This is a genomic window from Pseudidiomarina mangrovi (assembly GCF_003999375.1).
In the GTDB taxonomy this organism is placed as follows: domain Bacteria; phylum Pseudomonadota; class Gammaproteobacteria; order Enterobacterales; family Alteromonadaceae; genus Pseudidiomarina; species Pseudidiomarina mangrovi.
Genome location: NZ_RJLC01000014.1, coordinates 251,610 through 278,031, shown reverse-complemented (window position 1 = coordinate 278,031; position 26,422 = coordinate 251,610). Strand labels below are relative to the sequence as shown.

The following is a 26,422-nucleotide window of genomic DNA, read 5'->3' as shown; positions in this document are numbered from 1 at the left end:
GGTTACATTTTCTTGGCTTTTTCGACCGCTTCTTCGATGCTACCAACCATGTAGAACGCTTGTTCTGGCAGGTGGTCAAAATCACCGTTTAAGATACCTTTAAATCCAGCAATAGTATCTTTCAGAGATACGTACTTACCTGGTGAGCCAGTGAATACTTCGGCAACGAAGAATGGCTGTGACAGGAAGCGCTGAATTTTACGCGCCCGTGATACGGTGGTTTTGTCTTCTTCTGACAATTCATCCATACCCAAGATAGCGATGATATCTTTCAATTCTTTGTAACGCTGCAACACTGACTGAACGCCACGCGCTGCTTCGTAATGCTCTTTACCGATAACTAACGGGTCTAACTGACGTGAGGTAGACGCCAACGGGTCAACCGCCGGGTAGATACCTAATGACGCGATATCACGTGACAATACAACCGTTGCGTCTAAGTGAGCAAAGGTGGTTGCTGGTGATGGGTCAGTCAAGTCATCCGCAGGTACGTATACCGCTTGGATAGAGGTGATTGAGCCAGTTTTGGTTGAAGTGATACGCTCTTGCAGAACGCCCATCTCTTCCGCCAATGTTGGCTGATAACCTACCGCTGACGGCATCCGGCCTAACAAGGCTGATACTTCGGTACCGGCCAAGGTATAACGGTAGATGTTATCCACGAAGAACAGTACGTCACGACCTTCGTCACGGAACTTCTCCGCCATGGTCAAACCGGTCAACGCTACCCGCAAACGGTTACCTGGTGGTTCGTTCATCTGGCCATATACCAGCGCAACTTTGTCGAGTACGTTGGAGTCTTTCATCTCGTGATAGAAGTCGTTACCTTCACGCGTACGCTCACCAACACCGGCGAATACTGAGTAGCCGCTGTGCTCGATAGCGATGTTACGGATAAGCTCCATCATGTTTACGGTTTTACCTACACCGGCACCACCGAACAGACCTACTTTACCGCCTTTAGCGAACGGGCAAACCAAGTCGATAACTTTGATGCCGGTTTCTAATAGTTCGGTAGCGTTTGACTGCTCTTCATAGGATGGCGCAGCGCGGTGGATAGACATCCGCTCTTCTTCACCGATAGCACCGGCTTCGTCGATTGGCTCACCCAACACGTTCATGATGCGGCCTAGGGTTTGTTTGCCCACCGGTACCATGATTGATTCGCCGGTATTCTCGACGCTGATTCCACGACGCAGACCGTCGGTAGTACCTAGTGCGATGCTCCGCACGATACCGCCGCCTAACTGCTGCTGAACTTCCAGGGTTAAACCCTTGAGGTCACCGTCGGTCACCTTCAGCGCGTCGTATACCTTTGGCACTGCAGTTTGTGGAAATTCGATATCCACAACCGCGCCAATAATTTGCACGACCTTACCTTGACTCATGACATTTCCTCTAACTCTAAAATTCTTGCAAGCTTCGCCTTATACCGCTCCGGCGCCCGATACAATTTCCGAAATTTCCTGCGTAATCGCTGCTTGGCGAGCTTTGTTATACACCAAGCGCAATTGATCAATCAGGTCTTCGGCGTTGTCGGTAGCGGCCTTCATAGCCACCATCCGCGCTGCCTGTTCACTGGCGATGTTATCCACAACCCCTTGATACACAGTCACTTCTACGAAGCGACGGATCAGCGTTTCCAAAATGGGTTGGGCGTCAGGCTCATACAAGTAGTCCCAGCTACCTGATTGAACTTCATCGCGAGACTCAGCTTTTGGCAACGGTAGCAATTGGGCTATCGTTGGTTCTTGCTTCATGGTGTTCACAAACTTGTTATACACCAGGTACAGACGGTCTAGTTTGCCTTCATCAAAGGCATCTAACAGTACTTGTACAGTCCCGAGCACATCGTTCACGCTTGGCTTATCGCCAAGGCCTGAGGTTTGTGCCAGTAAACGGCCACCAAAACGTTTAAAGAAACCTGTTGCCTTGTTACCAATGGCAGCAAAGTCCACTTCAATTCCGGCGTCTTTCTGTGTTTTTGCGTGCTTGACCACCGCTTTAAATTCGTTGGTGTTCAAACCGCCACATAAACCACGGTCGGTTGAAATGACAATGTAACCAACACGTTTTACTTCGCGCTCTACCAAATACGGGTGGCGGAACTCTAAGTTAGCGTGGGCAACATGGCCGATCACTTTGTAGATACTATCGGCATACGGGCGGCTTGAGGCCATCCGTTCCTGCGCCTTACGCATTTTCGACGCAGCCACCATTTCCATAGCACTGGTGATCTTCTGAGTATTGTTAATACTCCCGATCTTGGTCTTTATTTCTTTACCGACGGCCATGATAATCTCCTGTTACTTAACGACCTGTGGCCACTGCATGAGTGGCCACGTGGCGCTTACCAAGACTGCGTTTTCTTGAAGGTTTTGAGGCCTTCGTGCAGTTTGGCTTCAATCGCATCGTTATAGTTGCCAGTCGCATCAATGTCAGCCATCAAGTCGCCATGCGTGCTACGCATGTAGGCAATCAACGCTGCTTCAAAGTCTAAAACTTTGTTCAGTTCAACGTCTTTCAGATAGCCTTTTTCAGCGGCGAAAATAGATACGGCCATTTCGCCAACGCTCATTGGCTGGTACTGGTTCTGCTTCATCAGTTCGGTAACACGTTGACCGTGCTCTAACTGTGAACGTGTGGCTTCATCTAGGTCAGAAGCGAACTGGGCGAATGCCGCCAATTCACGGTACTGAGCCAAGGCCAAACGGATACCACCACCCAATTTCTTGATGATTTTGGTTTGCGCTGCACCACCAACCCGCGATACCGAGATACCAGCGTTTACCGCAGGGCGAATACCGGCGTTAAACAAGTCAGTTTCTAAGAAGATCTGACCATCGGTGATTGAAATCACGTTGGTTGGTACGAATGCTGATACGTCACCAGCTTGGGTTTCAATGATTGGCAGTGCGGTCAATGAACCGGTTTGGCCTTTCACTTCACCATTGGTGTATTTCTCAACATAGTCAGCGTTTACTCGCGCTGCACGCTCTAGTAAGCGGGAGTGCAAATAGAATACGTCACCTGGGTAAGCTTCACGACCTGGCGGACGACGCAGCAACAATGAGATCTGACGGTAAGCAACAGCTTGCTTAGACAGGTCATCGTATACGATCAGTGCATCTTCACCACGATCACGGAAGTATTCACCCATGGTACAGCCAGAATAGGCCGCCAAGTATTGCAGTGCCGCAGATTCAGAAGCCGATGCCGCAACCACAATAGTGTTGGCTAAAGCGCCGTGCTCTTCGAGCTTGCGTACTACGTTGGCAATGGTCGAGGCTTTCTGACCGATAGCTACGTACACACACTTAATACCAGAGTTTTTCTGATTGATGATGGCGTCGATAGCTAAAGCAGTTTTACCAGTTTGGCGGTCACCGATGATCAATTCACGCTGGCCACGGCCAACTGGAATCATCGAGTCGATTGATTTGTAACCAGTTTGTACTGGCTGATCAACCGATTGACGCTCAATAACACCTGGCGCGATTTTCTCAACCGGCTCGAAACCATCGGCTTCGATTGGGCCTTTACCGTCAATCGGTAAGCCCAAGGTGTTGACCACGCGGCCTAACAAGGCGCGACCTACTGGCACTTCTAAGATACGGCCAGTCGATTTTACTTTTACGCCTTCTTGCAAGTCCGCGTACGGACCCATAACAACCGCACCTACCGAGTCGCGCTCAAGGTTCAAGGCGATAGCATAACGGTTGCCTGGCAGTTCGATCATCTCGCCCTGCATACAGTCGGCAAGGCCGTGAACGCGAATAATACCGTCGGTTACCGAGACGATAGTACCTTCGTTACGCGCTTCACTGACCACTTCAAACTGATCAATACGTTTCTTGATCAGTTCTGCGATTTCATTTGAATTCAGTTGCATGCTCAAGTCCCCAATTAGGATTGCAATGCGTGGGCTAAGCGAGTTAGCTTGCCGCGCACCGTACCGTCAATCACTGTGTCACCAGCTTTGATGAACAAGCCGCCGGTAATGGCGCTATCAACGGTGCAATTCAGCTTAACTTTGCGTGAAAAACGTTGCTCTAACGCTTTTGCCAGATCATCCTGCTGCTTCTTCGTCAATTTAACCGCCGAGGTTACGTCTACGGCGATTTCTTTTTCGTGTTCAGCACGCAACTCGCTATACAGAGTTGCAACTGCAGGTAACGCTTTCAAGCGACCATTTTCAGCCATGACTTTGACAAAGTTTTGGCCATGGTTGTCGAGCTGCTCACCGCAGACTTGAACAAACACATGAGTCTTCTTTTCTAGCGTTTCGGCGCTGCTCAAAAAGGTCGACATGGTGGCATCGGTTGCAACCGCAGCTGCAAACACCAACATTTCGTGCCATTTTTCGATAGCGCCATGCTCTACTGCAAAATCAAAAGCTGCTTTTGCATAGGGGCGAGCAACCGTAGTCAATTCTGACATTTGCACAGACCCCTTTGGTTAGAGTTCAGCGACCAGTTTTTCAACGATGTCACTGTGAGCGTTTTTATCAATTTCACGCTCGATAATTTTTTCTGCACCAGCAATGGCTAACATGGCCACTTGCTTGCGCAGTTCTTCACGTAAACGATTGCGCTCAGCTTGCACTTCAGCTTGGCCAGCAGCAATGATGTTCTCACGCTCTTGCTCGCCACGCTTTTTGCCTTCTTCAACACTGTCCTCAGCGCGTTTCTTCGCTTGGGCAATGATTTCAGCAGCTTGCGCTTTCGCTTCTTTTAACTCGTCAGCAATCTTCGCTTGCGCGAGTTGCAGGTCTTTTTCTGCGCGTTCACCGGCAGCAAGACCATCAGAGATTTTCTGCTGACGGGCTTCAATTGCGTTGTTCAGCGGTGGCCATACGAACTTCATACAGAATAGTACGAAGACGATAAAGGCAATCAATTCGCCGAACAGGGTCATGTTTAAACTCACGACCTACCCCCTTAGTTCAGTTGTTCGAGTGGTGACAAAGGACCTTAGAGTACGAACAACAGGACCATGGCGATACCAACACCGATCATCGCTACCGCGTCGATCAGACCCGCCAAGATGAACATTTTAACTTGCAGTGAAGGAGCTAATTCTGGCTGACGTGCACAAGCTTCTAAGAACTTGCCGCCCATGTTACCGAAACCAACCGCAGTACCGATTGCGCCACAGCCGATTAACAGAGCAACAGCGATATATTTAAGACCTAACATTAGTTCCATTTTTATCTCCAAAAAGTAAAGTCAAAGGTTAAAAGTAAAACAAAAAACTAGTGGCTTTCTGAGCTGGCCATACTCAAGTAAACAATGGTCAGCATCATGAATACGAACGCCTGCAGCACGATAACGAGGATGTGGAACACCGCCCAGACAAAGTGCAATGGTAACTGCATTAAGCCGATAGCACCGATCAAGATAAAGATCAGCTCACCAGCATAGAGGTTACCGAACAGTCGCAAGGCCAGCGAGAACGGCTTGGCGACCAACGCGATCAGCTCCAACAATAAGTTGAAAGGGATCAGCAGTATTTGTACGAATAAGTTACTTGAGCTAAATGGGTGCAAGGTCAGCTCTTTGATGAAGCCCAACACGCCTTTCATGCGAATGTTGTAACCAATCATCAGTAAGAACACGCCGATAGCCAGTGCCGCGGTCATGTTGATGTCGGTGGTCGGTACAATTTTCATGTACACATCGTGTGAGTTCATGCCAAAGAAGGTAGCGCCTATCCAGCCTGCAAATGCCGGTAAAAAGTCAACCGGGATCAAGTCCATCAAGTTCATCAAAAATACCCAGACGAAGATGGTTAAGGCCAGCGGGGCAATCAATTTGCTCTTACCGTGGAAGGTATCGCGCACGTTGCCGGCCACGAATTCCACGATCATTTCGATAAAGCATTGAAGTTTTCCTGGCACTCCGACCGTGGCCTTTTTCGCCGCGTTACGGAAAATCATCAGGAAAATAATACCTAAGCCGATCGACCAGGCGAGGGTGTCAATGTGCCATGTCCAGAACCCGGCCTCACTACACGCTTTGTTGAAGGCAATACCGGCTTCGGTATTACACATCTTGGCGTTAGTTAGGTGGTGCTGAATATGACTTTGGAGCGTTAACTCTTCTGCAGCCATTGTAAGTCCCACAATTTTAAGTTGATTTTAAAAGTAAAATCGGTGCCAGCCATTGCATGATAATGGTTGCAATGTAGCCGCTACAAACCGCTACCAGCGGGAGCTCTGCTACTAACAACACGGTTATCAGCAACACCACAGTGAGGCTGATTTTCAGCGCTTCACCGGCAAAAAAATTCGCAACCACTTGTTGCGCTGCTCGCGCGCCGCCGTGGGCAAAAGCGCGCCAAGCAAAGAGTGCGGTAGGAATAAAAACGGCGAACCCGCCCGCTACCACACCCCAAAAATATAAGTAGCCATTGTACGGCTGCACCAGCGAAAACACACAAGCGAGCAAAAATATGGTGCCTGCTTGGGCGCGCAATAATCGCGCTGCCAGTTGTTTTCCATGCCCTGTTAGAGCCTGTTTGTGTGCGTTGTTTTTCACGTCAGTTTTCACGTCAGCCAAGGGCTTCATACCTCGTCAAAAAGCCCGCGATAGTATAAAGATTTGCGCTTTAAATGCAAACAAATCGGTAACATTAGCCGTCGTCAGCTATGCCTAAATGCGCCAAAATACCATCGAGCTCATCTAAGCTACTGTAATTTATCACCAGTTTACCTTTGCCTTTACGGTTGTGGTTAATCGCCACAGCGGCACTAAAACGTTCTGTCAAACGCTGTTCTAAACGTTTGATATCAGCATCAGGACTGGCTTTTGCTGGTGCCTGCTTCGGTGGCTCTAAAGCCAATCGCACCAACTTGTCGGCTTCTCTTACGGTCAACGCCTTGGCGGCGATCACTCGTGCCACCTCAGCTTGCTGCTCGCCTTCAAGGGCCAGCAACAATTTGGCATGGCCTAACTCAATGTCACCGCGCTCTAATAGCGTTTTGGTTTCTGCCATGAGGTTATTCAGGCGCAACAAGTTAGTTACTGTGGCGCGCGATTTACCCACCGCATCAGCGACTTCTTGGTGGGTCAATTTAAACTCGGTTAATAACCGCTGCAGAGCTACGGCTTCTTCCATGGCATTGAGATCTTCACGCTGAATATTCTCAATCAAGGCCATGGCAATGGCTGCATCATCGGCCACGGTTTTGACTAAGCAGGGTACCTCGGCTAAGCGCGCCAGTTGCGCTGCACGCCAGCGCCGTTCGCCAGCGATGATTTCGTAGCGCTGTTCCGCCACAGCACGCACCACAATCGGCTGGATAATGCCTTGCGCTTTAATGGATGCAGCTAAATCTTCGAGCGCTTCTGGCGCCATATCTTTGCGTGGTTGATAGCGTCCAGGCTGTAACCACTCTATGGGTAGTTGCTGTAGTTCACTGGTGGCTAGCTCAATATCAGGCACTTGGCTATCGTGCTCACGTTGCTTATGGCTGTTGGTGAGCAAGGCCTCTAAGCCGCGCCCTAATCCGCGTTTTTTGGCTGTCATGACGATGCTTGTCCTTCTGCTTTAGCCGCTGCTTCGGCTTTTTTTAGTTGTTCAGCCCGGCGAATCAATTCACCGGCCAGCGCTAGATAGGCTTTAGCACCTGACGATGCCTTATCGTAATACATGGCTGGGGTACCAAAGCTTGGCGCTTCAGCAAGGCGCACATTACGTGGGATCACGGTGCGATACACTTTGTCACCAAAGTGCGCTTTTAGTTGTTCAGACACATCATTGGCCAGGCGATTACGCGGGTCATACATGGTGCGTAAAATACCTTCTATGGTTAGCCGCGGGTTGACCGCTTCGGCTAAACGCTCAATGGTATCCATTAATGCGGTTAAGCCTTCAAGCGCGAAGTACTCGCACTGCATAGGTACTAACACTGAATCGGCAGCAGCCATAGCGTTGACCGTGAGCATGCTGAGTGACGGTGGGCAATCAATGAAGATGTAATCGTAGTTGTTCACCACCGACTGCAAAGCCTGCGCTAAGCGTTGCTCGCGGGCGAATTCTTCCATCAGCTTGATATCGGCGGCGGTGGTATCGCCATTGGCGGCAATCAGATGATATTTACCGGTGGTTTCAGTGATGATGACGTCGGTGATGGGCTTTTTTTCAACTAACAGCTCATAGGCTGTATTTTCCACCTCGTATTTATCGACACCACTGCCCATGGTGGCATTGCCCTGCGGATCAAGGTCGATAAGCAACACTTTACGTCGTGTTGCCGCCATCGAGGCAGCTAAATTCACTGCAGTGGTGGTTTTACCCACACCACCTTTTTGATTCGCAATTGCAATGATCCGTCCCATGCGGCCTTAACCTCTTGTTTTTATAATCACCAAATGGCGCTCGCCATCGGCTTCAGGTACCTGCAATTTGGTTATTTCTTGCACTTGGTAAGCGTTATCCAAGCTGGCTAATTCACTACTTGGGTATTGCCCCTTTAACGCATAAAACTGTCCATTTGCGTTTGGTAAGTGCTGACACCAACTGAGCATATCATTTAACGAGGCAAAGGCTCTACTTATCACCCCATCAAATTGTTGCTCGGGCTGGTAATCCTCAACACGGCTCTGCACTGCGGTGACATTTTTAATGTTTAACAGGTGACAGACTTGGCGAATAAAGCGAATGCGCTTGCCCAAACTATCAAGCAGTACGAACTGCCAATCAGGCCGCGCAATAGCTAATGGCAAACCCGGCAAGCCAGGGCCAGTACCAACATCAATAAAGCGCTGACCATGCAAATGCGGTAACACCACTAAACTATCAACAATGTGCCGGCTCAGCATCTGTTGCGGGTCACGCACCGAGGTTAAATTGTAAGCCTTATTCCATTTATGCAGTTGCTCAACCAAGGCCACTTGTTGGCCTAGTTGGGTGGGCGTGAGTTCAATGCCAGCTTGCTCAAGCAGCTGTTGTAAACGGTGTTGCATAGCGCGTTAAACCCTATTGATTAAGCGCTTTTGCGCAATAAGCCTTGTTTTTTTAAGTGCACCAACAGCATGGAGATAGCCGCTGGCGTGATACCTGATATACGTGCTGCTTTGCCGATGGTTTCTGGCTGATGTTGGTTCAATTTCGCCACCACCTCGTTGGACAAACCCTTGATAGTTTTGTAATCAAAGCTGGCTGGTAACAAGGTATTTTCATGGCGCAATTGTTTGGCTATTTCATCTTGCTGGCGGTCTATATAACCGGCATATTTGGTTTTAATTTCAACCTGTTCTGCTGCTTCTTGATCCGCTAAACCCGGCCCTAATCCAGTAATTTTCATTAAATCCGCATAGTTCACTTCAGGGCGGCGTAACAGCTCTTCGGCATTCACTTCGCGGCTAATCGGGTTTTTCAACATCGTATTTAGCTGCAGGGTGGCAGCATGATTGACATGCACCCAGGTACCACGCAGACGCTGATGCTCTTGCTCAATGGCTTCCATTTTTTGGTTAAACCGCGCCCAGCGTTGATCATCCACAAGGCCCAGCTTACGACCTTGTTCGGTCAACCGCGCATCGGCGTTGTCTTCACGCAACAACAAGCGATATTCCGCCCGTGAGGTGAACATACGATAGGGTTCTTTGGTGCCTAAGGTGGATAGATCATCAATCAGCACACCCATGTACGCTTGGTCACGGCGTGGTGCCCAGCCATCATGGCCTTGGGCTTGCAAGGCCGCGTTCATACCCGCAATTAGGCCTTGTGCACCGGCTTCTTCATAACCGGTGGTACCATTGATTTGACCGGCAAAGAACAAGCCGTGAATGTACTTGGTTTCTAGTGTTTGCTTGAGATCGCGGGGATCAAAAAAGTCATACTCAATGGCATAACCTGGGCGCGTTATATGAGCATTTTCAAAGCCTTTGATAGAACGCACCAAGTTGACTTGCACATCGAACGGTAAGCTGGTGGAAATGCCGTTTGGATACACTTCGTGGGTGGTTAAACCCTCAGGCTCTACGAAGATTTGATGCGATTGCTTATCGGCAAAGCGCATGACTTTGTCTTCAATGGATGGGCAATAACGCGGGCCAATGCCCTCAATAACACCGGAATACATGGGTGACCGGTCAAGACCACCACGAATAACATCGTGGGTTTGCTCGTTGGTATGGGTGATGTAGCACGATATTTGTTGCGGATGATCGCTGGCTTTACCCATAAACGAAAAAATAGGGGTTGGGCTATCTCCAGGTTGCTCTTGCATCACCGAAAAGTCGAGGCTGCGCGCATCAATACGCGGTGGTGTACCGGTTTTTAACCGATCAACGCGCAGCGGTAATTCACGTAAGCGTTTGGCTAGTGCATTGGCTGGAGGATCGCCAGCACGCCCACCTTGATGGTTTTCTAAACCTATGTGAATCACGCCACCCAAAAAAGTACCTACCGTTAACACCACTGTGGTGGCAGAGAATTTTAAGCCCATTTGGGTTAACACTCCGATCACCCGATCGTTATGCACGATCAAATCTTCACAGGCTTGTTGAAATAGCGTCAAATTCGGCTGATTTTCTAAATACTGGCGTACGTAAGCTTTATAGAGCAAACGATCTGCTTGTGCGCGAGTGGCTCTTACAGCTGGGCCTTTGGAAGAGTTTAAGGTTCTAAATTGGATACCAGCGTGATCAGCGGCGTGAGCCATGATGCCACCTAAGGCATCAATTTCTTTGACCAGATGACCTTTACCAATACCACCAATCGCTGGGTTACATGACATTTGTCCAAGCGTTTCAATGTTATGCGTCAGCAATAAGGTATTACTACCCATGCGTGCTGCAGCAAGAGCGGCTTCGGTTCCGGCATGACCGCCACCAATGACGATAACGTCATAATGCTGATGGAAGGAATGTTGGGTTGTCATGATGCGCTGATCCTTAAAAAATATAGCCGGCTATTTTAGCGCGAATTGGATTGGATCGGAACGGGTATATTTTAGACAAAAAAAAGAACTTAGATCTTTTTCTTTTGATCTTCTACTTCTCTTACTACTAGCCAGGTTGTTGTTGTGGATAACCTCGCCGAGCTCAATTCAGACAAGGATCACAACGATCCGGTAGGGTGTGGGTAACCAGCGATCCTAGCGGTGATCATCCGGTGGATAAGATCGTGGGTTATCCACAATGCTAGTTATGCACACCGTTATCCACGCGTTAGTTACAGACCTTAAGCACGGTTATACCGATGTTATTCACAATGCGGCGATGAATGATCGTAGCCAGTCGGTACTTTTTTGTTCTGGATCATCCGTAGCCATATCGATTTCGAGGCGGCTGACTAACCGCGTCGCCCCAGCTTGTTGCAAGCGCTCGTCACAATCGCGACCCGCCGCACAGTAGGTGTCGTAGTTACTATCACCCACGGCAATCACGGCATATCGAAGTAATGGTAAATGCGGTTGTTGGGCACTGAGTTGTTCAGCAAAATCGAGCATTGAATCGGCATAATCGCCAGCACCATGGCTGGCAATACAGCACAACCAAATGGCTGGGTCGCCGGTCATTAATTGCTGATAATCCGGTTCGTAATGTAATTCTGTAGTATGCCCCGCAGCAATCAGCTGGTCACTTAGTTGGTCGGCCAAGTACTCGGTATTGCCTGAGGTAGTAGCTACTAAAATATCAATGTGTGACATGGTGTGGTCGCTATAGTTGTTCGGATAAAACACGCTGTAACGTGCGATCAAAAGCTTGCTGAGAGTCTACTTGAACGGGCATAAAACTACTACGGATGGGCACTACGAAGCCACGATGAGGAACTTCAGGTAAATTTCGTTTTAGCGTTGGAATTAATCCTTTAGCTTGTTCTTCCGTGGTGTTGGGGAGCACCAACAGAAACGCTTCTGAATCGGCTCGGGCGAGTAGAGAGCCGCTTGGAATGACTGCTCTGAGCGCCTCAGCGGTAGCTATAAGTACCTGATCGCCCACAGCGCGACCGTAGGTATCATTGATGATTTGAATGTTATCTAGGGTGATACGAAGCAAGGTATGGTGTTGGCCACTTCGAGTAGGTTGTTGGAGTAATAAATGGGTCAGTGCGACTAGCTGGGCTTGGCTGGCAAGTCCGGTTAAAGTGTCGGTCATGGTTACTTCACTGAGTAATTGATTTTGCTGCATTAAACGCGGTACTGCCATGGCTAAGTAGGCGTTCACGGCGGTCACACAGAGCGCAAATTGATAGATCACCGCAGCGTTGTGCAAATCTAACAGGCGCAGGCCAATGACCATCAGCACACTAATGATTAGTAATGTCATGGCAGCATGATAAGGATGTTCAGTGTAAATAATCCAAATCAGCGGTATGCCTAAAAAAAACATTAAATAAGGAATTTCTGAGAGCGGTAATATCGCGTTAGCGCCCATGATAAGGGTCACGAAAGCACAGACGACTAATACCTTACTGATGAAACGCAGCATATCACTGCGCTCAGGGTGGGCCAGGCTGACAAAAGCATGAAGTGGCGGGCTAAATTGCGGCCAAGCGCGATAAAGCACAATAACCGCCAACGGTGTAACCACCAGACAACCAATCAGATCCCCTAACCACCAGGTAATCATGCCCTCAAAGGGGGTATATAACATGGGGCCGCCGGTAAACTGCAATACCGAAACGCCGGCAAGAGCGGCAAGGCCGCTACTCAAAGAGAAAGCGAGCAGTAAGATGATGGTTTTGCGGGGGAACTCACCGTGCCCTAGGCGAATAAAATAGTGCCGGGCAAAATGGCCACCGAGCGCGTAGGAGCAGGTGTGAACGAGGCCAAACAACATGCCAGTGAACAGATGAGCGGCATCGTAGTCACTGGTTATCGCATTCAGTAATTCTGGGTCTATGAGTGACGCGGCAATAAAAATAGGTAATAAAGCACGTTTACCAAGCACAATAAAAGCCGCCATGGATATACCGGCAGGCAGATACCATAAGCTGGTATATGGCGCGTACTCCATCACGCCGGCTAAGTGCCAAGCGGCAATCCAAACCCCAATTAATGCCCCGTATTTCAATTCCGACATGGTAAAGCGTCCCTGGAACTTCCTGTTATAGCTCTACTTTATGCCAACTAAAGGTTTGCGACAAATGGAAAGTTTTTGCGACTAGTTGATTGGTCAGCTGAGCAGAATATTGCTAGATTCGAGCCTATTTTTTTACCAACCAAGGTTACATCATGCAAAAGCAGCAATTGGCGCTTGCCCTAGTGGGCCTCGCTCTACTTTCAGGGATGACACTGCAGGCCGCTGCGGCCAGCGCTATTAGCCAGACCAAAGGCTCCTATGTCGATAAATTCCGCCAGCTTGATGAGAGCTTGCCGACCCCAAACGTGTATCGTGCCGCCACCGGTGAACCTGGCGAGAAATATTGGCAACAACGTGCCGACTACAGCATTAACGTGCGCCTTGATGAGCAGCGTCGCCGCATAGAGGCGTACGAGGAAATTCGTTACACCAACAATTCGCCGCATACCTTGAAATATATTTGGATTCAGCTCGACCAGAATATTTTCAAAGATGATTCCATGGCTGAGTTAACCGCAACCTTTGATAGCAAACCTAGCGTGAACCTAGGCGGCATTGATAAACCAGCCCGCTTGTCGCTGAATCAGCTGCGTCGTCAGCAATTTATGGCGGATAACGAACTCGGTTTTAGTATCAATAAGATTGTTGATGGCAATGATAAGGCGCTGGAATTTATCGTTGTGGGCACCAATCTGCGTATTGATTTGCCACGGCCACTGAAGCCTGGTCAACAGTTTGAATTCGATATTGATTTTGCCTTTAACATGGTCGAAGAAGATACCGTCAATGCCCGTTCAGGCTACGAGCACTTTGCTGACGATGCGCGCCAAGGCGGCAACGATATCTTCTTGTTAGCGCAGTGGTACCCGCGGGTGGCCGCATTTACCGATTATGAAGGCTGGACGAACAAAGAATTCTTAGGTCGAGGCGAGTTCACCATGGAGTTTGGTGAGTTTGAAGTCGCCATTGATGTGCCGGCAGATCATATTGTTTCGGCAACTGGGGTGCTACAAAACCCACAACAAGTGCTGACTAAGCAGCAGCGCGAGCGCTTAAAGCAAGCGGAGAAGGCCGACAAACCAGTGTTTGTGGTGACCCCAGAAGAAGCCCTCGACAACGAGAAAGAAGGTACCGATGAGCGCAAAGTATGGCGCTTTAAAGCCGAAAACGTGCGTGATTTTGCCTGGGCGTCATCGCGCAAATTTATTTGGGATGCGCAGGGTTATCAGCAGGGCGGTAAAGTACAACCGTTGGTGATGGCCATGTCGTTTTACCCGAAAGAGGGTGGCGAGCTGTGGGAAAAATACAGCACTGCGTCGGTGATTCACACCATGGAGGTGTATTCACGCTTCTCGTTTGATTACCCCTACCCAACATCACAGTCAGTGAACGGTCCCGTGGGTGGAATGGAATACCCAATGATCACCTTCAATGGCCCGCGCACGGTGTTACAAGATGACGGTACGCGCACCTATTCATTGGCTGAAAAACGCTTTTTAATTGGCGTGGTGATTCATGAGATTGGTCACATTTATTTCCCCATGATCGTCAATTCTGATGAGCGTCAATGGACCTGGATGGATGAAGGCCTCAACAGCTTTTTAGATGGCGTGGCGGGGCGTGAATGGGATCCATCGATTCCGTGGGGCGTTGAGCCGCGGTCGATTATCGATTACATGAAATCGACCAACCAAGTACCCATTATGACCCAGTCGGATAGCGTGCTTAATCTTGGGCCGAATGCCTATACCAAGCCGGCTGCAGCGCTGAATATTTTGCGCGAAGTGGTGATGGGCCGTGAATTATTTGATTATGCCTTTAAAGAATATGCCCAGCGCTGGGCCTTTAAACGACCAACGCCGGCCGACTTCTTCCGCACCATGGAAGAAGCCTCAGGGGTTGACTTGGATTGGTTCTGGCGCGGCTGGTTTTACTCGACCGACCACGTTGATATCAGCTTAGAGCGCGTGTACAAGCTGCGCCTCGATACTCAAGATCCAGATATCGATTGGCAGCGCCGTCGCGATGAAGAGCAGAACAAACCCACCTCACTATTTGTGCAACGTAACGCTGAAGAAGCACGCAAAACTTGGGTAGAACTGAACCCAGAGATTCGTGATTTCCATGACGACAACGATCAGTTCACCGTCACCAATAAGCAGCGCAACGAGTATCAAAGCTTTTTGGCCAAGTTAGAGCCATGGGAGCGGCGGGTATTTGAGCGCGCGGTTACCGAAGACAAGCATTATTATGTGCTGGATTTCGATAATATTGGCGGCTTGGTGATGCCGATTCTGTTGCACACCACTTATGCCGACGGCAGCACCGAAATGCTTAACATTCCAGCTGAAATTTGGCGTCGTAACGCAAAATCGGTGAGCAAATTGATTATTACCGATAAGCCGGTACAAGAGTTCGCGGTGGACCCAAATTGGGAAACAGCCGATGTGGATATCAGCAATAACTACTATCCACGGCGAATGATTGAATCACGTATTGAAGCGTTTAAGTCACAGCGTGGTCGTGATCATATTTCTCGCGACCTGATGCAAGAGGCGAAAACAGAATTAAAGACGGACAGCAAGAAGACGGACAGCAAGAAGACTGAGCCCGAGGTAGAACGTTAATGGTGCGTACTGGGTTCGCTTTAGCGAAGGCTATGGTGGTGCTGCTGACGGTTGTCAGCAGCATGCTCAGTAGTGCTTGGGCGCATCAATTACATACCGCCTCAACGACCGTGGCGTACAACCCGCGCAGCGGTAACATTGAAGTCATGCATCGGTTCTTTTTGCATGATGCCGAGCATGCCGTGAAGCAGTTGTTTGATGCCAAGGCGGACATTCACAGCAATGCCGTAACTCAGCAGCAATTTGCCGACTACGCCGCCAGCCAATTTGAGCTGGCGCCGCTCTCTGGTGACTCGCTGGCGCTGCAGTTGGTTGGCTTTCAGATTGATGGACGCGATTTTTGGGTTTATCAAGAGGTGGCTCGCCCCGGTGATTTAACCGGCTTTATGATACGCCAACCGGTGTTGCAAGAAATCTGGTCGTCACAGCGCAATTTGGTCAACGTGGAGGGCTTCAGTGATGCCCTGCAAAGCGTGACCTTTAGCCGTGATGATAATTGGTTAGCGGTGCAATGGTGACAGTGCTAAGCTAATTTCATCTGTTAGCGAAGGACTGTTTTTATGCGTCAATTCAGTATTGTGCGAATTATTATCGCGTTCATGGTGGCAGTGACGGCTGCCGCCATCACTGCCAGCGTGATCCAAACCCAATTTAATTTAGCCGCGCTTACCGCGCTGTCGGTTGAGATTGATATGGATGCCCGCATCGCCACCATGTATCACGATGTCTTACATTTCTCCCCCACCATGGCGGTGTTTCTGTCCCTGACCTTAGTGCTGGCGCTGCCTGTAGCCTATTGGCTTGGCCGCGGACAACCGCGCCACGAGCGGCGCTGGTTTATAGCTGCTGGGGTGATTGGCCTGATGATCGCTTTTACCATCATTGATTATTTAGCGCCCATGCCTACCTTGATAGCCGCTAACCGCACTGCGCTGGGTTTTATTCTGCTTAGCAGCTGCGGTGGCTTAGCGGGCTGGGTCTTCCATCGCCTTTGGCACCCCACCGCGGTTGAATTGCAGGAGCACGCCTGATGAAATTGCATCATTGTCTAGCAGCGCTGACAGGCCTGTTGCTGTTGGCTCCCGTAGCGCAAGCTGATGAGCGCTTTGAAACCATCGCCGAGGGTTTGCATTTTCCTTGGTCGGTTGCGCAATTACCGGATACCGGCTGGTTAGTGACGGAGCGTAGTGGGCAACTGGTTTATGTGGCGCCCGATGGGCAAAAAAGTACCGTCGAACAGCAGCTCGATAGTTTGTTTGTAGATGCTCAAGCCGGCTTATTTGAGGTGCTATTAAGCACTGACTTTAGCAGTAGTCGCGAGCTGTTTTTGAGCTATGCCTGTGGTACCGCTGATGCCAACGCCACGTGTGTAAGCCGCGCCCAGTTATCGGCACAGCCGCCGTATCAGTTGCAGCAGGTACAACAAATTTTCCGTGCTACGCCTGATAAAAAGGGCTCAGCGCATTATGGTGCGCGCATGACGTGGTGGGCAGACGGCACCTTGTTACTGAGTTTAGGCGATGGCTTTGACTACCGTGAGCAGGCGCAAAACCTCAATAGCCACTTGGGCAAAGTGGTACGCATCAACCGTGATGGCAGCATTCCGGCCGATAACCCCTACACCCACACCGAGGCGCCTGCTACCTTTAGCTATGGCCACCGCAATGTGCAAGGGCTAGCTTACGACCGCGAGCGACAAATTATTTGGCAACATGAACATGGGCCAAAAGGCGGCGATGAAATCAATCAGCTCGAAAAAGGCCGCAATTACGGCTGGCCTATGGTCACTTATGGCATTGATTACACCGGCGCTAAAGTGTCACCATTTCAAGAATTGCCCGGTATCGATATTCCGTTATGGGTGTGGACACCGTCGTTAGCGCCGGCTGGTTTAGCGGTGTATTACGGTGACAAGCACCCTGATTGGCAGGGTGATTTATTGGTGGCTCACTTAGCCGGGAAACGGCTACAACGGTTTTCATACAATAACGGGCTGTTAGAGCTAAGTGAGCAGTTACTTACTGATTTAGACCAGCGTTTTCGCGCGGTTCATGTTGGGCACGATGGTCATGTCTACGTGCTTACCGACAGCCCCGAGGGCAGGTTAATTCGATTAAACTAACCAGGAATGTGGTGATGGGTAGTGACGCAATGAGTCAGCAATTGCCTTATGTGGTGATAGGCGCTGGGCCATCGGGTTTGTGCGCGGTGCGGCGGTTAACTGAGCGTGGTATTGCAGTGATTGGGCTTGAAGCCCATAGCGATGTGGGCGGCTTATGGGACATCGATTCGGCCACCAGCACCATGTATCAATCGGCGCATCTGATTTCATCAAAACGCATGACCGAGTTCAGCGATTTCCCCATGGCCGACGAGGTGGCGGATTACCCGCGTCACGATCAGCTGAAACGCTATTTCCAAGATTTTGCCCGCCATTTTGGTCTCTATGACCACTATCAATTTAACAGTTGGGTGGAGCGGGTTGAGCCTCAAGGTGATGCGTGGTTAGTGCATTACCAACAACAAGGTGAGGCCAAGCAATTGCAGGCGGCTGGGGTGATCATTGCCAACGGCACCTTACACCAACCCAAACGCGCCAATTTTAATGGCCAATTCAACGGTACCTTGATGCATAGCAGCAGCTACCGCAGCGCCGATATTTTTGCCGATAAACGGGTGTTAATTGTTGGCTGCGGCAACAGCGGTTGTGATATTGCCGTTGATGCCGTGCATCGGGCGCGTTCGGTCGATATGGTGGTACGCCGCGGTTACTACTTTTTGCCAAAATTTATCGCTGGGCGGCCCACCGACACCTTAGGCGGCAAAATTAAATTACCGACACGACTGAAGCAGTGGCTGGATGGCACCCTGGTGCGGTTAATTTCGGGGCCGCCCAGTCGTTATGGCTTGCCGGAGCCAGACTACCGCATGTACGAATCCCACCCGGTGGTGAATTCGATGTTCTTGCATCATATTGGCCATGGCGATATTAAAGTGCGCCCAGCGGTAGACACGCTGTTACCCACGGGCGCGCAGTTTGTCGATGGTAGCCATGCTGAGTACGATATTATTTTAGAAGCCACCGGCTACCAGCTGCACTACCCCTTTATTGATCAACAACTGCTGAACTGGAAGGGCTTTGCGCCGCAGCTGTATCTCAACATCTTTAACCCTGCGCAACCGCATTTGTTCATGCTGGGCATGGTGGAAGCGGCCGGCTTGGGCTGGCAGGGGCGCGACGATCAAGCGCAACTGGTGGCCGAAGTGATTGCTGCGCAGCAGCAGCGTCCGCAGCAAGCCGAGGCCTTCTTTGCCCGCGTACGGCAGCAATCGCAACAACGTATTGATGGTGGTATTCGTTACTTAGAGCTCGAGCGTATGGCGTTTTACGTGCATAAGGCCGAGTATTTGAAAGCGGTGCAGCAGCAAACACGGGCGCTGCAGCAGGGCGCTGGGTAATGTCGAGCATCAGCTTGCTGTGGCTCAACGGGGTGTTGGCGCTGATGATGTTCGGCATCGCGCTGAACCTGCGTTGGGCTGATTTTCAGCGGGTGTTGCGCTATCCCAAAGGCGTGTTGACGGGTTTGCTGGCGCAATTTCTGCTGTTGCCGGCTTTGACCTTTGTCGCCACCCTGCTGCTGCCTATTCCGGCTGAGATTGCCCTCGGCTTGCTGTTAGTGGCCAGCTGCCCTGGCGGCAGTTTCTCCAATATCGTGACCTATTTAGCCGGCGGCAATGCCGCTCTGTCGGTGAGTATGACCGCTGTTGCCAGCCTTGCAGCAACGGTGTTAACCCCGTTCAACTTTATGTTATATGCCAGTTTAAACCCCAATACCGCGGCATTGTTGCAAAGCATCGCGGTGCCAGCCGAGCAGTTGTATGCGGTGGTAGGTTTGGTGCTGGCGCTGCCGCTCGCGTTGGGCTTATTGGTGGGCCGCATAGCGCCGCAGTGGGCGGTGCGCATGGAGCCGTGGTTTCGGCATGGCTCGTTGTTGGCGCTATTTGGTTTTGTGGCGTTAGCGCTGGCGGCCAATTGGCAGCAGTTTATCGCCGATGCCAATTGGTATTTGCTGGCGGTGGTAGCGCACAACGCCTTGGCACTGACGCTGGGGTTCACCGCAGCACGGCTGATGCAACTGAACCGCGCCGATCAACGCGCTATTACCTTTGAGGTGGGGCTACAGAATTCCGGCTTAGGGCTGGGCATTATTTTTACCTTTTTCAGTGACCTTGGTGATATGGCAATTATTGCCGCTGGGTGGGGTATTTGGCATTTAATTGCCGGCATGAGCCTGTGCTTCTGGTGGCAGGCGCGTGACCGCAAGCGGGCGGCTGCTAATGGCTAATATTTTAATTACCGGCTGTGAAGGTTATTTGGGCCAGCGCCTGTGTGCTGCACTTGCCGCTGAGCATGCCCTAGTGGGCTTGGATATCCGCGCCCAAGCCGCTGGCAGCGGTTACGCCTATTACCCGATGGATATTCGCGACGCCAAGCTGACGGCATTGATGGCCGAACAGCAGATAACCCATGTGGTGCATTTAGCTAGTATTTTGCAGACCAGTGATGACCCCGCTCGCGATCACGATATTGATGTAAACGGCACCGCCAATGTCTTGCAGGCCTGTGTTGCGGCGGGTGTTCAGCATATTACCGTGACCAGTAGCGGTGCGGCCTATGGCTACCATGCCGATAACCCAGAGTGGTTGACCGAAAGTGACCCACTCCGCGGCCACCCGCAGTTCAGCTACAGCGAACATAAGCGCCAGATTGAAGCCTTATTGGCCCAGTACCGGCAGCAGCATCCGAATTTACAACAGCTAGTGTTGCGCCCAGGCACGGTGCTTGGCGAGCACACCAACAACCCCATCACCCAACTGTTTATGCGGCCGCGATTGATTGCCATCCGCGGTAGCGCCTCGCCGTTCGTGTTTATTTGGGATGAAGACCTAGTCGCCATTGTGCTGGATGGCGTGCGCAGCAGTAAAACTGGCATTTATAATCTGGCCGGCGATGGTGCTCTGAGTGTGCAGGAGTTAGCGGCAATGATGGGTAAGCCGTTGCTTGTACTGCCGGCCTGGCTGCTACGCAGCGCGCTATGGTTGGGCTCGCGGCTGAGGTTGAGCCGCTATGGGCCGGAGCAAGTGGATTTTCTACGCTACCGGCCGGTGCTCTCTAACCATGCTTTGAAAACCCAGTTCGGCTACCAACTGCGTAAAACCTCCGCGCAGGTATTTGCCTTTTATCTGGCGCACAATCACCACTTTCGTGGCGGGAGGAACTCGGAATGACGGTCGCCTCGGTTTTGCCAGTAGCCATTATCACCGGGGCTGCCTCGGGTTTGGGTGCGGATTTAGCCCGCCGGTTGCAAGCAACCCATCAATTGGTGCTGATTGATCGTGATGGCGCTGGATTGGCAGCGTTTGCGGCACCAGCTCTCGGCCCAGCCGCGCATTGTTATACCTGTGATTTAGCCGATGCGGCAGCCATTGACCAGCTGCTGGTACAATTACGCGCCCGCTACCCGCAGGTAGCCGTGCTGATTAACAACGCCGGTATTACCCAGCGCTCGCTTAGTTATCAAACCCAACCGGCGGTGATGGAGCAGGTGATGGCGGTGGATTATTTTGCCCCCGTGCGGCTCACCCAAGGCCTCACCGAGCCGTTACAAGCCGCGGCCGGCCAAGTGGTGGTGATTGGCTCGATGGCGGCGTGGATGCCGGTGCTAGGGCGGGCCGGTTACTGTGCCGCCAAAGCGGCTCTGGCGCAGTATTTTGAAACCTATAGGGCCGAGGTGGCGGGGCTGGGAATTCGGCTGTTGCAGGTGTATCCGAGCTTTTTGGCGACCGCCATTGAACAGAACGCCTTAGGCGCAGATGGCCAACCGGCTCGGCATGCACGCTCAACTGTGGGTCAGACCCGCAGCAGCGATTGGATGGCGCAACGTATTATCAAGGCGATGCAGCGTAATCAGCAGCGGCTATTCGCCGATAACTTCAGTTACTTTGCTAGCCTGCTCTATCGGCTGGCACCACGGCTGTACCTGCGCCTTATGGCGCGCCGCTTTGCCGGCGAACTCAGGCAAGCCAAAGGCCACATATCAAACAACAGCCCCGAGTAAATTCTTTGCAAAGTTAACGTGCTGGCTGTGCGATGCTGCTACAGTGCCTATCGGTATTTCCCGAATACGAGGACTTCTGTATGCAAAAGACTATCTTAGTAGGCGTTTTATCTGCGTTATTGGTGAGCGGTTGTGCTAATAACACCATGAGTAATACCCAAAAGGGTGCTGCTATTGGAGCCGTTGCCGGAGCTATTCTGGGCAAAGGAACCGGTGATCATGATAAAAGTCGCTATGTGTGGGGTGCGGCAGTGGGTGCTTTAGCGGGTGCTGCCATCGGTAATTACATGGACCAGCAAGAACAAGAGTTCCGTGATGAATTAGCTGGCAGTGGCGTTGAAGTGATCCGTGAAGGCGACACCATTCGTCTGCAATTACCAGGCGCCATTACCTTCGCCACCAATAGTGCCAGCATTTCTCAAGGCTTCTATCCAGTGCTCGATGATGTGGTTAAAGTATTAAACAAATACGAAAAAACCACGCTGGTGATTGAAGGCCATACCGATAACACCGGTAGCCTTGAATACAACCAAACCCTATCGCTGAACCGCGCCAATGCGGTGCGCAACCACTTTATGGGCAATGGCGTTGATCAGCGCCGACTCACCACCATGGGCTTTGGCCCCACCCAGCCGGTAGCCGATAACAGCACTACCGATGGCCGCCAATTAAACCGCCGGGTGGAATTACGGATCGTGCCGAACCAGGCGTAAGCCGTGCGGGTTAGGTAGAAGACACTTTACAGCCCCACACATACGGAATACCATATATATGGTTTTCGTTGGTGGGGTTTTCTATGTCTGTTCGCGTTCTTTTTCTCTGTTCGGCCAACTCTGCGCGCTCGCTGATGGCCGAGGCTATTCTGCGTCAGTTAGGCGGTGATAGCGTGCAGGCCTATAGCGCTGGCACCAATCCCACAGCACCTGAGCCCGGCGCGTTGGCGGCATTACAGAGTATTGGAATTGCCACCGAAGATTTACACTCTAAGACCATCACCGAACTCGGTCAGCACAATTTTGACTACGTGATTAGCTTATGTGACCGCGCCCGCCAGGAATGCCGCGTTGATTTTCAAGAGCACAATTTTGTCGCTTGGGATTTCCCCGATCCGGTAGCCATGCGCAGTAATGACGCCTTTAAGAAAACCGCACAAGAGCTCAGTGAACGCATTCGGATGTTTTTGCTGATTATCCGTAAGCGCGCCCAGCAACCGAGTATTTTCAACGCGCCACAAGAGTTCTTCAAAGTGTTGTCTGACCCTTTAAGACTGCAAATCATCATGCTGTTAGCGCAGCGCGGCGAAGTCTGTGTGAACGATGATGGCGAGCTTTGTATGAACGAGCTCTGTGTCAATGAGGTGGTTGAGGCCACGCAAATGTCACAACCCAAGGTGTCACGGCACTTAGCGCAGTTGCGTGAATATGGGGTGTTGGTGGATCGCAAAGATGTCAGATTTGTGTTCTACCGCATCAACCCAGCGCTCCCCGATTGGATGCGCAGGGTAATTGAGACCACCGCCTTGCATAACCCACAATTTTTAGTAGGAGCAGTAGCATGAGCATCAAAGTAGGTATTAACGGCTTGGGCCGCATTGGCCGCTTGGCGTTGCGAATTTTTGCTGCGCGTAGCGATGTGACTGTGGTGCGGGTTAATGACCCAGCGGCAGATGCCGCCACCTTTGCCCATTTGCTGGCGTTTGATTCGGTGCATGGGCGCTGGGCTGCCAGCGTGACCGCCGAGACCAATGCATTAATCATCAACGGTCAGCGCATTATCCACACGCAAAATAAAGCGTTGGAAGATACCCCATGGGGCGATTGCGACGTGGTACTCGACGCAACCGGCAAATTTAAAAAAGTAGCGGCGTTGCAGCCGTATTTAGACCTCGGTGTGCAGCGCGTGGTGGTGTCGGCTCCGGTGAAAGAAGCGGGTGCGCTGAATGTGGTTATGGGCGTCAACGACCAACTATTTGATGCCAACAAGCACCGTATTGTCACTGCGGCGTCATGCACCACCAATTGTTTGGCGCCGGTGGTGAAGGTGTTGCAGGAGAACATTGGCATTGTGCATGGTTCCATCACCACAATTCATGACCTCACCAATACTCAAACGATTCTGGATGCGCCGCATAAAGATCTGCGCCGCGCTCGTGCCTGCGGCATGAGTTTAATTCCCACTACCACCGGCTCGGCCACCGCGATTGTTGAAATTTTTCCTGAACTGAAGGGCAAAATTGATGGCCATGCGGTGCGGGTACCGCTGGCCAATGCGTCGTTAACCGACTGTGTGTTCGAAGTGGCGCGGCCCACTACAGTGGCGGAGATCAACGCTTGGTTGCAAGCGGCGGCAGAAGGCCCGCTTAAGGGAATTCTCGGTTTTGAACAGCGACCACTGGTGTCGATTGATTACAAAACCGACCCGCGTTCAAGTATTGTCGATGGCTTATCCACCATGGTGGTGAACGGTACTCAGGTGAAGATTTACGCCTGGTACGACAATGAATGGGGCTACGCCAACCGCGCCGTTGAGTTAGTTGCTAAGGTTGGCGCATGTTAAGTCAGTTATCACCAGCGGTACGCCAATATTTGCTGGTTACCGGCAATTATTGGGCCTTTACCCTGACCGATGGTGCGCTGCGCATGCTGGTGGTGTTGTATTTTCATCAGCTTGGTTACAGTGCGCTAGAAGTTGCGCTGTTGTTCGTGTTTTATGAGTTTTTTGGGGTAGTCACCAATCTCTTTGGTGGTTGGCTTGGCGCCCGCTGGGGGTTAAACCGTACCATGAACATTGGCTTGGGGCTGCAAATTACAGCATTGATGCTGTTATTGGTGCCAGCCGAGTGGCTGACCGTGGTTTGGGTGATGGCCGCACAGGCGCTGTCGGGTATCGCCAAAGATCTCAATAAAATGAGTGCCAAAAGCACCATCAAGTTGCTAGTGCCCGATAACCAACAAGGGCAATTGTACCGCTGGGTGGCACTGTTAACCGGTTCCAAGAACACGCTCAAAGGTATTGGCTTCTTTTTGGGTGGCTTATTGCTTACGCTGATTGGCTTTCAAGGCGCGGTGTTGGCACTGGCGCTGATGCTCAGCGTGGTGTGGCTTGGTAGCCTGATGTTTTTACGGCGCGACACCGGCAAGGCTAGCTTTAAACCGAAGTTTCGCGACCTCTGGTCAAAAAGCCGAGCCATTAACATTTTAGCGGCGGCGCGATTATTTTTGTTCGGCGCGCGCGATGTGTGGTTTGTGGTAGCACTACCGGTATTCTTAGCGGCGCAACTGGGTTGGGATCATTGGCAGGTCGGTAGCTTTCTCGCATTGTGGGTGATCGGCTACGGTGGCGTGCAAGCAATCGCACCACGTTTCACCCAAGCGCACCAGGTTACCCGTTATGGTGCCTTGCTGACATTAGCGCCACTAGGGCTCGCTGCGGCGCTGTGGTATGGCAGTTTTCCGGTGTCCGTAAGCATTATGGTGGGGCTGGGGCTATTTGGCCTGTTGTTCGCCATTAATTCGTCACTGCATAGTTATTTAATCGTTGCCCACGCGCGTGCCGATGGGGTATCCCTTGATGTCGGCTTTTATTATATGGCCAACGCTGCCGGTCGCTTGTTGGGTACAGTGCTATCGGGTTATGTATATATGCAAGCTGGGCTGATAGCTTGTTTGGTGATCTCGGCAGCGTTGCTGTTGGCGTCTACGGTAATTGTGTCTCTCTTGCCTAGTATGGATAAATGTTCATGAGCCGCTGAGTTATATCAGAAATTGGCGGCGTAATAGATATACGCTCGAATTTTTAGACTTTTGGGAGCAACGCGCAACAATCAAAATCTTAAACCCATCGAATTCGACGGGTTTAGAAAGAATGCCGGACTCAATAGTTTTACGCGAAAAAACGCCCGTGCGGTCTAAGGCGACTTAAAACGGGCAATAAAGGCTTCTGATTCAGCAATGGATTGCTGCATGTTTTTAATCAGCGAGGTGACGTCGCTTTCTATGCGGCCGAGCTCGCCTTTCAGGGCACCAATAGCTTGGGCATTGAGGTTGTGTTTCAGGTACAGCACTTGGTCTTGGAATGCTGTCAGCACCGGTTGCATACGCGACTCAACTTGCCGCATCTGGCGTACTAAGGCGTTGTACTGGCGGCGGGTATCGTTGAGTTGCTGCTCACTTTGGCGGCGCAAATTAGCGTTGGAGTACTCGCCTAACTCGGTTTCCCACTCGTCAAACAGGTCCTCGGCAACTTTCTCCACTTGGTCAATACGGTCACTCACGCGTTTGGCTGCTGCCTGCGAGTCTTCAAAGGCGCTATTGATATCTTGGTAAACGCTGTTGAGCTCGGATTCAGGGGTACCGATCACCTGCTGAAATTGCTCCAAAGCCGACTGAAACGTCTCTTGCGCGTCACCTTGCGCATCGCTCGCCTGTTCAACCCGATCCACTAAGATGTCGCGTTTTTCATAGCCGAGTTTTTCCATGGCGCCGTAATAGGCGCTAGAACAGCCGCTGAGAGCCAGCATAGAACAGCTAATGAGTAAGGTGCGAATGATCATGCGATACCTCGTTTGGGTTGTGCCGTGATTAGGTTGTTGGTTTCACTATAACCACAACCCTAGAAAACTCCAATAAATCCATGACAT

At 51.1% G+C, this 26,422-nt stretch carries 27 protein-coding genes; 12 read left to right on the top strand and 15 right to left on the bottom strand.

The window, feature by feature from the left end; translation table 11 throughout:
* Positions 1–2 precede the first annotated feature (2 nt).
* The 14 genes from atpD to EFO84_RS07015 form a co-directional block, all read right to left on the bottom strand.
* Complete coding sequence (atpD, locus tag EFO84_RS07080) at positions 3–1,388, bottom strand: F0F1 ATP synthase subunit beta (protein WP_127347346.1); 1,386 nt, start codon at positions 1,386–1,388, stop codon at positions 3–5.
* 39 nt (positions 1,389–1,427) lie between these two features.
* Positions 1,428–2,294, bottom strand: coding sequence for a F0F1 ATP synthase subunit gamma (atpG, locus tag EFO84_RS07075; RefSeq protein ID WP_127347345.1), 867 nt, complete (start codon positions 2,292–2,294; stop codon positions 1,428–1,430).
* A 56-nt stretch (positions 2,295–2,350) separates the two neighbouring features.
* Positions 2,351–3,892 (bottom strand): F0F1 ATP synthase subunit alpha, encoded by a 1,542-nt coding sequence (gene atpA / locus EFO84_RS07070; RefSeq protein ID WP_127347344.1) that lies wholly within the window; start codon positions 3,890–3,892, stop codon positions 2,351–2,353.
* Between the two features lie 14 nt (positions 3,893–3,906).
* Positions 3,907–4,440: a F0F1 ATP synthase subunit delta gene (atpH, locus tag EFO84_RS07065; RefSeq protein ID WP_127347343.1), complete on the bottom strand. Its 534-nt coding sequence runs from the start codon at positions 4,438–4,440 to the stop codon at positions 3,907–3,909.
* Between the two features lie 18 nt (positions 4,441–4,458).
* Positions 4,459–4,929: a F0F1 ATP synthase subunit B gene (gene atpF, locus EFO84_RS07060; RefSeq protein ID WP_127347342.1), complete on the bottom strand. Its 471-nt coding sequence runs from the start codon at positions 4,927–4,929 to the stop codon at positions 4,459–4,461.
* A 44-nt stretch (positions 4,930–4,973) separates the two neighbouring features.
* The gene (gene atpE, locus EFO84_RS07055; RefSeq protein WP_127347341.1) at positions 4,974–5,207 is read right to left on the bottom strand and encodes a F0F1 ATP synthase subunit C; all 234 of its coding nucleotides are present in this window, start codon (positions 5,205–5,207) and stop codon (positions 4,974–4,976) included.
* Positions 5,208–5,254: 47 nt separating this feature from the next.
* Positions 5,255–6,112, bottom strand: a complete 858-nt coding sequence (gene atpB / locus EFO84_RS07050; protein ID WP_127347340.1) for a F0F1 ATP synthase subunit A — start codon at positions 6,110–6,112, stop codon at positions 5,255–5,257.
* 16 nt (positions 6,113–6,128) lie between these two features.
* Complete coding sequence (locus EFO84_RS07045) at positions 6,129–6,551, bottom strand: ATP synthase subunit I (protein ID WP_240642663.1); 423 nt, start codon at positions 6,549–6,551, stop codon at positions 6,129–6,131.
* Between the two features lie 82 nt (positions 6,552–6,633).
* Complete coding sequence (locus EFO84_RS07040) at positions 6,634–7,530, bottom strand: ParB/RepB/Spo0J family partition protein (RefSeq protein ID WP_127347338.1); 897 nt, start codon at positions 7,528–7,530, stop codon at positions 6,634–6,636.
* A complete protein-coding gene (locus EFO84_RS07035; protein WP_127347337.1) occupies positions 7,527–8,342 on the bottom strand; it encodes a ParA family protein in 816 nt (271 codons plus the stop codon). Before EFO84_RS07035 ends, EFO84_RS07040 begins: the two co-directional genes overlap by 4 nt.
* 6 nt (positions 8,343–8,348) lie before the next feature.
* Positions 8,349–8,969, bottom strand: a complete 621-nt coding sequence (gene rsmG / locus EFO84_RS07030) for a 16S rRNA (guanine(527)-N(7))-methyltransferase RsmG (RefSeq protein ID WP_127347336.1) — start codon at positions 8,967–8,969, stop codon at positions 8,349–8,351.
* A 20-nt stretch (positions 8,970–8,989) separates the two neighbouring features.
* A complete protein-coding gene (mnmG, locus tag EFO84_RS07025) occupies positions 8,990–10,891 on the bottom strand; it encodes a tRNA uridine-5-carboxymethylaminomethyl(34) synthesis enzyme MnmG (RefSeq protein WP_127347335.1) in 1,902 nt (633 codons plus the stop codon).
* A gap of 327 nt (positions 10,892–11,218) precedes the next feature.
* A complete protein-coding gene (locus EFO84_RS07020; protein ID WP_127347334.1) occupies positions 11,219–11,662 on the bottom strand; it encodes a flavodoxin domain-containing protein in 444 nt (147 codons plus the stop codon).
* Positions 11,663–11,672: 10 nt separating this feature from the next.
* Positions 11,673–13,037, bottom strand: a complete 1,365-nt coding sequence (locus EFO84_RS07015) for a sensor domain-containing diguanylate cyclase (protein ID WP_127347333.1) — start codon at positions 13,035–13,037, stop codon at positions 11,673–11,675.
* A 152-nt stretch (positions 13,038–13,189) separates the two neighbouring features.
* Here EFO84_RS07015 and EFO84_RS07010 point away from each other — a divergent pair, with 152 nt between their 5' ends.
* From EFO84_RS07010 to arsJ, 12 genes are all read left to right on the top strand, one after another.
* Positions 13,190–15,664 carry a M1 family metallopeptidase gene (locus EFO84_RS07010; RefSeq protein WP_127347332.1) on the top strand — a complete coding sequence of 825 codons (2,475 nt, stop codon included), beginning with the start codon at positions 13,190–13,192 and terminating at the stop codon, positions 15,662–15,664.
* On the top strand, positions 15,664–16,182 hold the full coding sequence (locus EFO84_RS07005) for a DUF6702 family protein (protein WP_205701955.1): 519 nt from the start codon (positions 15,664–15,666) through the stop codon (positions 16,180–16,182). Before EFO84_RS07010 ends, EFO84_RS07005 begins: the two co-directional genes overlap by 1 nt.
* Before the next feature lie 42 nt (positions 16,183–16,224).
* Positions 16,225–16,695 (top strand): hypothetical protein, encoded by a 471-nt coding sequence (locus EFO84_RS07000; RefSeq protein WP_127347331.1) that lies wholly within the window; start codon positions 16,225–16,227, stop codon positions 16,693–16,695.
* Positions 16,695–17,786, top strand: coding sequence for a PQQ-dependent sugar dehydrogenase (locus tag EFO84_RS06995; protein ID WP_127347330.1), 1,092 nt, complete (start codon positions 16,695–16,697; stop codon positions 17,784–17,786). Before EFO84_RS07000 ends, EFO84_RS06995 begins: the two co-directional genes overlap by 1 nt.
* A gap of 14 nt (positions 17,787–17,800) precedes the next feature.
* Positions 17,801–19,123, top strand: coding sequence for a flavin-containing monooxygenase (locus tag EFO84_RS06990; RefSeq protein ID WP_240642658.1), 1,323 nt, complete (start codon positions 17,801–17,803; stop codon positions 19,121–19,123).
* Positions 19,123–20,010 carry a bile acid:sodium symporter family protein gene (locus tag EFO84_RS06985; RefSeq protein ID WP_127347329.1) on the top strand — a complete coding sequence of 296 codons (888 nt, stop codon included), beginning with the start codon at positions 19,123–19,125 and terminating at the stop codon, positions 20,008–20,010. Before EFO84_RS06990 ends, EFO84_RS06985 begins: the two co-directional genes overlap by 1 nt.
* Entirely contained in the window at positions 20,003–20,953 is a 951-nt protein-coding gene (locus tag EFO84_RS06980) for an SDR family oxidoreductase (protein WP_127347328.1), read from the top strand. Before EFO84_RS06985 ends, EFO84_RS06980 begins: the two co-directional genes overlap by 8 nt.
* Positions 20,950–21,783, top strand: coding sequence for an SDR family NAD(P)-dependent oxidoreductase (locus tag EFO84_RS06975; RefSeq protein ID WP_127347327.1), 834 nt, complete (start codon positions 20,950–20,952; stop codon positions 21,781–21,783). Before EFO84_RS06980 ends, EFO84_RS06975 begins: the two co-directional genes overlap by 4 nt.
* A gap of 80 nt (positions 21,784–21,863) precedes the next feature.
* Positions 21,864–22,496, top strand: a complete 633-nt coding sequence (locus EFO84_RS06970; protein WP_127347326.1) for a YiaD family glycine zipper/OmpA-like lipoprotein — start codon at positions 21,864–21,866, stop codon at positions 22,494–22,496.
* An 83-nt stretch (positions 22,497–22,579) separates the two neighbouring features.
* Positions 22,580–23,341 carry an arsenate reductase/protein-tyrosine-phosphatase family protein gene (locus tag EFO84_RS06965; RefSeq protein WP_127347325.1) on the top strand — a complete coding sequence of 254 codons (762 nt, stop codon included), beginning with the start codon at positions 22,580–22,582 and terminating at the stop codon, positions 23,339–23,341.
* Positions 23,338–24,339, top strand: coding sequence for an ArsJ-associated glyceraldehyde-3-phosphate dehydrogenase (locus tag EFO84_RS06960; RefSeq protein WP_127347324.1), 1,002 nt, complete (start codon positions 23,338–23,340; stop codon positions 24,337–24,339). The genes EFO84_RS06965 and EFO84_RS06960 overlap by 4 nt, the downstream gene beginning before the upstream one ends.
* Positions 24,333–25,526, top strand: coding sequence for an organoarsenical effux MFS transporter ArsJ (gene arsJ, locus EFO84_RS06955; protein ID WP_127347323.1), 1,194 nt, complete (start codon positions 24,333–24,335; stop codon positions 25,524–25,526). The genes EFO84_RS06960 and arsJ overlap by 7 nt, the downstream gene beginning before the upstream one ends.
* Positions 25,527–25,690: 164 nt before the next feature.
* Here the strand turns inward: arsJ and EFO84_RS06945 are convergent, their stop codons facing one another.
* Complete coding sequence (locus tag EFO84_RS06945) at positions 25,691–26,335, bottom strand: DUF2959 domain-containing protein (protein ID WP_127347322.1); 645 nt, start codon at positions 26,333–26,335, stop codon at positions 25,691–25,693.
* Between the last annotated feature and the right edge of the window lie 87 nt (positions 26,336–26,422).